This window comes from Chthoniobacter sp. (genome assembly GCF_040003245.1).
Classification (GTDB): Bacteria; Verrucomicrobiota; Verrucomicrobiia; order Chthoniobacterales; family Chthoniobacteraceae; genus Chthoniobacter.
In genome coordinates this window covers 1-7045 of the sequence record NZ_JBDUCX010000313.1, presented here as the reverse complement: position 1 = coordinate 7045, position 7045 = coordinate 1, and the positions used below count along the sequence as shown (strand labels likewise).

The following is a 7045-nucleotide window of genomic DNA, read 5'->3' as shown; positions in this document are numbered from 1 at the left end:
CATAACCGACAACCTGCCGGCCGACGCGGTCGCTTACAATACGGGCTTTGAACCTCCGACATTCCCTGTCGGAAAATTTCGCAAAAAAGGGGAGGATGCGGTCGGCGACGGACATTGGACCACGATCGGTGTCGACGCCCGTTTGGATCGTGCGTTGCAAATCCAGCGCAAAGACGCGGGCGCGGGTCTTCAGTCTCTGATGGTGGACTCGGCGCCTGGAGGGAAGACGCAGCCCGGCGTGGATGTCTCGCTGGAAAATAGCAAACCATACGTGGTCATCTCGGCGGATCTCTTTTTGGAAAGTTCCTCCCGGCAATGCGACTGGGCCTTCAAGGCATGCGACCCGGATACGGGTGGAAATTGGGAGGTGGCAGGCTTCAACATTTATTCCGTGGGCTTCCTGCAATTAGCCTCTCCGGGATGGCCAAGGAACATGACCAAGGTGGCGCGGGACGTTTGGAATCATTTCGAGTTGCGGCTCGATATCAAGGCGCAGACCTACGACATTTTCATCAACGGCTCCCCGGCGGCGATGAAGCAGGCCTTTGTTGTCCACTCATCGAAGGTCCGGATGTTTCGTCTGGGATCGTTCGGCAACGGGAACGACAAGGCTTACCTCGACAACGTCTCCCTGGTGGCCACTTCCAAGCCGCTCAAGCCTTGATTCCCGACGCTCACTGGGCGGCGAGCATCTCGGGTGTGGCGGGCTTGTTCTCGCGCATGAGGTGGCGGATTTCCTGCGGCGTGAGCGCGGCGTCGGCCACAAAAAGTTCGTCCAGCGTGCCGCGAAAACGTGCGCCGCTGGCGTCATCCACCGCGCGGCCGATCCAGAGCGCGTCTTCGGCGGAAGCGACTTGGGTTTCGACTCCCTTGGCCCGCTTGCCGGTATGCTTGAACGAGGCTGTCTCGAGCCTCCCATCGACGTATTGCCGCAATTGCAGCGGGCCTTCGCTTTTCTCCGCCCTGTCGGCCTTGACCTTGGGTGACAGGACGATCGCCAGGTGATGCCAATGGCCATCGCGCAATTCTGTACCGCCAACCAGGCCGTTGCGACCGGCATCCGTGCGCAAGGCGCCGAGGACACCTTGCGTCGGGTTGCGATTCCAGCCGATGCGCACGCTGCGACCCGCATTGCCCAGCGGCCAGGCCAGCATCGCGTCCGCCTCGGGCAGCGACGCATCCGTCGGCACGTTGATCCAAAAGGCCACGGTACGCGCGGCGCGCTGGCGGATGCCGGGGAACGCGGCGCGGGCAAAGAGTCGGCCATCGAGTTGCAGGGCGCCCTGGAGGTGGCCGCCGGCGTGGGCCGCGGCGAGGGTGGAATCGGCGGACGTTTGCAGTTTCGCCTCCAGGCCCGGAATGCTGGCCGCAGCAAGGTCGCCCGAGGTTTCATCGAAAGTCCAATGAACGTAGTTTGCCGGGCGCGCCATGCGCTCGAAGGCGACCTTGCGCATGAACTTCTCGAGCTTTGCCTCGCGGTCGCGCACCTCGGAACCACCGGCGTGCGCAAAGCGTCGCGCCTGCTTTTCGCGCAACACCACGGGGCGCTCTTCATGGCCGGCGGCATCGCGGGCGGTCGTCTCCACCGCGCCTTTCAAAACGAAGACCTCGGTCGCGCCGTTTTCGTCGGCGACCATGCTGAACTCCGTTCCCAGATCGACGACATTGACGCTCGGATTCGAGACCCGGAAGCCGACGGCCTCGGCCGGCACAATGGCCTTGAGCGTGCCGCGCTGCAGCACGGCTTCCCACGCGGAATCGAGATCGAGCGCCGCCGGTCCCTCCAGCGTGACCTGGGCGCCGCAGTCGAAAGTGATCTCCGCGAAGCCTGATTCCAGCTTGATCTGCTGGCCGCGGTGCAATTCCTCCCCGGGCTGGATCGCGAGACCGGACCAGCGGCAATCCTTGGCACCCGACAGCCGGGCGACGCTCTCATCGCTCTCTGGAGAGGTGTCGGCAATCTCGATGCTTTCTGATATCATCGGCACCCGTTCTTTCGTCCAGCCGAGCCAAAACGCGAGCACGATGGAGGCCGCTGCGGCCAGCGACCCGAGCGACCAGATCCACGCAGCCGAGTGCACGATCCGCGACTTTCCCGCCGGCAGGTCCGGCGCCTCGGCCTGCATCTCGCCCGCATATTGCATAAGGCTCGAAGACAGGGCGAGGGCGCGCACGTAGAAGCGGCGGGCGTCTTCTGAAGCGCGCAGCATCTCCTCCAGGCGCGCCTTGTCCGCATCGGTAATGACGCCGTCGACCAGCGCATTGCAAAGCGCGTTCAGCTCGAGCAGTTCCGGATCGCCAAGATTCATACGGCGCCCTCCAGCGAAAGTTGATTGGTCACGCAATCGTGCAGCAGCTTGCGGATGCGCCCGAGCGCCTTGTAGGCGGCCTCCAGCGAACGCCCGGAGCGTTGCGCCGCAAGTTCGACTCCACTTCCCGGCTCGTAGCGGGTGAGGACCAGTTCGCGATCACGGGCGTGCAACTTTTGCAGGCACTGCCCGAGTGCTTCGTGCCGGGCGCTCACCTCGGGGATCATCTCTGCGGCGGTCTGCGCGACGGCGTCGACGACTTCCTGGTCGAAGACCACCTTGGCCCGCGCGTATTTTTGCCGGGCACGGCGCACTTCCCAATAGGCGATCTGGCAGGCCCACGCCACGAAGTCGGTGCCGGGCTTGAATTGCTCGAACTTCTCGCAGACCACGACGCTGGTTTCCTGGAGGATGTCCTCCGCATCGTGCCGGTCGGGCACGAGCGTGTAGATATAACCGAAAATCCGACGCTGATGCTGGGTCATCAGCCGCATCAATTGCTTGTTGCGGTCGAGGCCGGCAGCAGCGTCGGATTCGGGATTCATAGAGGCGAACCTTACCGCACTTGAGGTGCGGCGAGAATACGCGAAGTCGCGGGCACCTTACTTGTTCTTCTTCTTCTTGCCCTTGCCGGCGTGGATCGCGGCGATCTCGGTGTCGTCGAGTTTGCCGTCGGCATTGGTGTCATATTGCTTCAGCGCGCCATTCGGGTCGGCCGCATAGGCCTTCTTCACGGCGTCGACTTCGTCGCCGTCGATCGAGCCGTTGCCGTTTTTGTCGTAGGTGGCCATGAGTTCCTTGGCGGCTTTCTTGGCGGCCTTCTTGTCGGGATTGCCGCCCGCGTGGACGGAGGCCGGCAGAGCGAGCGCGAGGACGGCGGCGGTGCAGAGGAAGAGAGGAGTGAGTTTCATTTGATTTTGGTTGTTTGAGGGTTGCGGTTGCACATGGGTAACAGCACGGCTCGACGGAATTAGGACAAGACACTGCAAAATCGTGTTTTTGGGCCCATAAAAGGCGATTTTCCGCAGTGGAGCCCATAGAGCCCATGGTGCCAATGGAACCAACTGAGCCCATGGAGCCCATGGAGCCAACTGACCCCACTGGGTCCACCAGACATTTGCGGTCTGGCGCGCGAACGGCTATGTCTTTCCTCCGCATGGCTCGCTATCTATCCGGTCCCACCCAACCCTTTGGGAAATGGAACAATATTCCCATTTACCTCACGACCATCCTGACGGCCCTCTTCGTCGTCGGGTTGATCGGGACGGCGATCGCGAATGCCGGCGCCCCGGGCCTCATTACGCCGTTCATTTTTGAAATGCCGCTGCGTCCGGCGTGGACGCTCTGGCGCCTCTTCACCTACGTCTTCGTCAACCCGGTGGATTTTTTCACCCCTTTCTCGATCATCTGCTTCTATTGGTTTTGCGTCGGCATCGAGACGCACCTCGGGCGGGTCGTCACCACCCGGCTGCTCCTCATGCTCGTCCTGGTCCCGGTGGTCTTCGCCGCGCTCTGTTGGTGGTTGATCGGCCTCGCGGGGGGCGCCACGGGCAATATGCTGCTCATTTCCAGCCTGCTGGTGGCCTTTGCCACGCTCTATCCGAATACTGAAGTGTGGGGGTGGATCCCGTTCAAGTGGATGGCCTTTGCCTGCATTTTTTCCGGTTCGCTGATGCTGATGGCCAGGCAGAAGTGGCTCGGCATTGCAGAACTGTGGATCTGCTGCGGCGTCGCCTTCGCCTACATCCGGCACGCCAAGGAAATGGAACACGACGACTACGCCTCGCCCTTCGCCCGCGTGACACAACTCTTCCAGCGCAAGCCCAAGTTCCACGTCGTGCCCGCGCCGAGCAATGCCAGCTACCGCGAAGTGCTGAACGAACCGGAGAGCGAAATGGACGTGCTGCTCGACAAGATCGCCAGGTCCGGCATGAGCAGCCTCACGGCGAAAGAAAAGGCGACGCTCGAAAAAGCCCGCGAAGCCTTGCTGCGCAAGGATCAGCGGTGAGCGGCCGCGATTGCGCCTCGACAGCCGCACGGGTGCGCGCTCCCATCACCGCATGAGCGAAGAGCCCAGCGCGCCGCCACCCCCGACGCCCCCAGCGGAATCGAAAGCCAGGACAGCCCCCCGCTTCGACAACGCCTATGTCACGGCGATGTCGCATTTCTACCGGGGCGAGATGGGCCGCATCATGGCGTGGCGCGCGCGGCTCGACCCGACGACGAACTGGGCGATCACCGCGACCTCCTCGATCTTCACGGTGGCGTTTTCGTTCGAGAAAGTGCCGCACATCATCTTCTTTTTCAACCTGGCCATCGTCTGGATCATGCTCTGGATCGAGGCCCGGCGGTATCGCTTCTACGATGCGTTTCGCGCCCGGGTGCGCATGCTCGAAGCCCACTTTCTCGTGCCGATCGTCGCGCAGAATACCACGCTGCTCCAAGGCGAGTGGCAGAAGCTGGTCTGCGAGGATCTACTCCTGCCGTCGTTCAAGATCAGCGCCTTCGAGGCGGTGGGCCGTCGCTTGAAGCGCAACTACGTGTTCATTTTCATGATCATCCTCGTGGCTTGGGTCACGAAAATCTTCCTGCACGCGACGCCGGAGATCACCTCCTTTGCCTCCTTCTACCAGGCGCTGGCGATCGGCCGGTCGATCCCGAGCTGGCTCGTGGCCATCGTTTTTGTCGGCACCTTTGTCAGCGTCATCGGCATCACCGTCTATGTGGCGCGGAAGACGACCGGGGAGATTTCGGAATTCGGCGCGCATCGGTCGCTGTGGCGGATTTAGAAATTTAGCATTTAGGATTTAGCATTTAAGATTTTAAAAACACCTTCCGCGTCACGCAGAAGAAGGAGTTCGGTCGCAGGTTCCCAAATGTTAAATGCTAAATCCTAAATGCTAAATTCCACCCACGCCGACGCTCTCGACAATACCCAGCCTCCGATCCAGCAACTCTGCGCCATCGTCGCACGGCTGCGGGCGCCGGATGGCTGCCCGTGGGACCGCGAACAGACGCACACCAGCCTGCGCGCGGGGCTGATCGAGGAAGCGTACGAGGTGGTCGAGGCGATCAACACCGCCGATGACGCGAACTTGCGGGAGGAACTGGGTGACCTGCTTTTGCAGCCGATCTTTCACGCGCAGATTGCGGCGGAGGAAGGGCGTTTCAACTTTGATGACGTGGCCCGCAGCATCGTGGAGAAGTTGCTGCGCCGTCACCCGCATGTATTCGGGGAAGATCGCTGCGCGGATTCCGCGGAGGTCTTGGTCAAGTGGGACGACATCAAGCGGGCGGAGAAAGGCGACAAAGGGGGAAAGGCGACGTCGGCGCTCGATGGCATTTCCGGCGGGCTGCCCGCGCTGCTGCGCGCGGAAAAGGTGCAGAAGAAAGCGGCGCGCGTGGGCTTTGACTGGAGCGAGGTGGCACCGGTGGTGGCAAAGATTCGCGAGGAGCTGGCGGAGGTTGAGGCGGAAATCGCCGCCGGGACAGTGGCGAAAACCGAGGAGGAGATCGGCGACCTGCTCTTCTCCGTGGTGAACCTCGCGCGGAAATTGAAGGTCGACGGGGAGACGGCGCTCCAGAGCGCGACGGACAAGTTTTCCACGCGCTTTCGAAAGGTGGAGGCGCTGGCCCGAGAACGGGGGATTGCCCTGGATAAGCTCAGCCTCGCGGAGCTCGATGTGCTCTGGGATGAAGTGAAGCGCGGGTAGGGGCGGCTCCTCGACGCCGGAGGCGTCAAAGAGATTAGCCCCGGGTCGAGCGAGTCTTCGAGCGACCCGGGGCTAATCTCTATTGTCCCTTCGGGACACCAGCCGCTCGAGGCCAACCCGGCGCTTGGGACAAGGCCCGCTCGGCAATTTACCCGACGTCGAGCAACGTCTTCACCTGCGCGGCGATGTCGCCGGTGCGCATGAGGCTTTCGCCGACGAGGATGGCCTGGCAGCCGGCGGCGTGCACGCGGCGGGTGTCGGCCTGGGTCTTGAGGCCGCTTTCGCTGACGAGGGTGATGCCGTCGGGCACGTCCTCGCTGAGTTCCTCGCTGGTGGCGAGATCGACTTCAAAAGTGGTAAGATTGCGGTTGTTGATGCCGATGAGCGCGGCGGCGAGATCGATCGCGCGGTCGAGTTCCTCGCGGGTGTGGACCTCCACCAGCACATCGAGCTGGCAGGTCTCGGCGATCTTGTTCAGCGCTTCGAGTTGGGATTGTTCCAGCGCGGCGACGATGAGCAGGATGGCGTCGGCTCCAGCCACGGCGGCCTCGTAAATCTGCACCTCGTGCAAGATGAAATCCTTGCGCAGGCAGGGCAGGTCGACGGCGCTGCGGACTTTCGTGAGATAGGTGAGATGACCTTGGAAATACTGCTCGTCGGTGAGGACCGAAATGGCGTGAGCGCCGGCTTCCTCGTACTGGCGGGCGATGGCCACGGGGTCGAAATCGGTGGCGATCACCCCGGCGCTCGGGCTGGCTTTCTTGACTTCGGCAATGAGGCCCAGAGCGTCCGGCCCGCGATCGAGGGTGGCGGCGAAAGGGCGGTAATCGTTGCGCAGCAGGGCGGCGGCGCGCAGATGCTCCAGGCGGGGCAGCACCTTGGCGATCTCGGTCCGCTTGGTATCCAGGATTTTTTGCAGGCGATTCACAGGGGGTGATAGGTCAGCGCAGGGGGAGGCTCGGGTCAAGCGGTGGGTGGGGGTCAATGATTTTAACCGCCGAGGCGCCGAGGCGCGGAGAGGGA

The 7045-nt window shown here is 62.6% G+C and carries 8 protein-coding genes; 4 read left to right on the top strand and 4 right to left on the bottom strand.

The annotated features are described in order from the left end of the window. Window positions 1–664, top strand: a 664-nt coding sequence (locus ABJF10_RS28025; RefSeq protein WP_348547922.1) for a hypothetical protein, incomplete at its 5' end; no start/stop codon positions are given. Between the two features lie 10 nt (window positions 665–674). Here the strand turns inward: ABJF10_RS28025 and ABJF10_RS28020 are convergent. Genes ABJF10_RS28020 through ABJF10_RS28010 form a run of 3 tightly spaced genes read right to left on the bottom strand, consistent with a single transcriptional unit; the run spans window position 675 to window position 3220 of the window. After that, window positions 675–2309, bottom strand: a complete 1635-nt coding sequence (locus ABJF10_RS28020; RefSeq protein ID WP_348547921.1) for a LamG-like jellyroll fold domain-containing protein — start codon at window positions 2307–2309, stop codon at window positions 675–677. Continuing rightward, window positions 2306–2854 carry a sigma-70 family RNA polymerase sigma factor gene (locus ABJF10_RS28015; RefSeq protein ID WP_348547920.1) on the bottom strand — a complete coding sequence of 183 codons (549 nt, stop codon included), beginning with the start codon at window positions 2852–2854 and terminating at the stop codon, window positions 2306–2308. The genes ABJF10_RS28020 and ABJF10_RS28015 overlap by 4 nt, the downstream gene beginning before the upstream one ends. A gap of 57 nt (window positions 2855–2911) precedes the next feature. After that, the gene (locus ABJF10_RS28010) at window positions 2912–3220 is read right to left on the bottom strand and encodes a hypothetical protein (protein ID WP_348547919.1); all 309 of its coding nucleotides are present in this window, start codon (window positions 3218–3220) and stop codon (window positions 2912–2914) included. Window positions 3221–3465: 245 nt separating this feature from the next. Between ABJF10_RS28010 and ABJF10_RS28005 the strand changes: the two genes are divergently transcribed. The 3 genes from ABJF10_RS28005 to mazG all read left to right on the top strand — a co-directional run bounded on the left by ABJF10_RS28005 (window position 3466) and on the right by mazG (window position 6022). Then, window positions 3466–4317 (top strand): DUF6576 domain-containing protein, encoded by an 852-nt coding sequence (locus ABJF10_RS28005; protein ID WP_348547918.1) that lies wholly within the window; start codon window positions 3466–3468, stop codon window positions 4315–4317. A 52-nt stretch (window positions 4318–4369) separates the two neighbouring features. After that, window positions 4370–5098, top strand: a complete 729-nt coding sequence (locus tag ABJF10_RS28000) for a DUF2270 domain-containing protein (RefSeq protein ID WP_348547917.1) — start codon at window positions 4370–4372, stop codon at window positions 5096–5098. Between the two features lie 108 nt (window positions 5099–5206). Further along, window positions 5207–6022: a nucleoside triphosphate pyrophosphohydrolase gene (mazG, locus tag ABJF10_RS27995; protein ID WP_348547916.1), complete on the top strand. Its 816-nt coding sequence runs from the start codon at window positions 5207–5209 to the stop codon at window positions 6020–6022. Window positions 6023–6170: 148 nt separating this feature from the next. Here the strand turns inward: mazG and trpC are convergent, their stop codons facing one another. Next, entirely contained in the window at window positions 6171–6989 is an 819-nt protein-coding gene (trpC, locus tag ABJF10_RS27990) for an indole-3-glycerol phosphate synthase TrpC (protein ID WP_348547915.1), read from the bottom strand. Window positions 6990–7045: the final 56 nt, after the last annotated feature.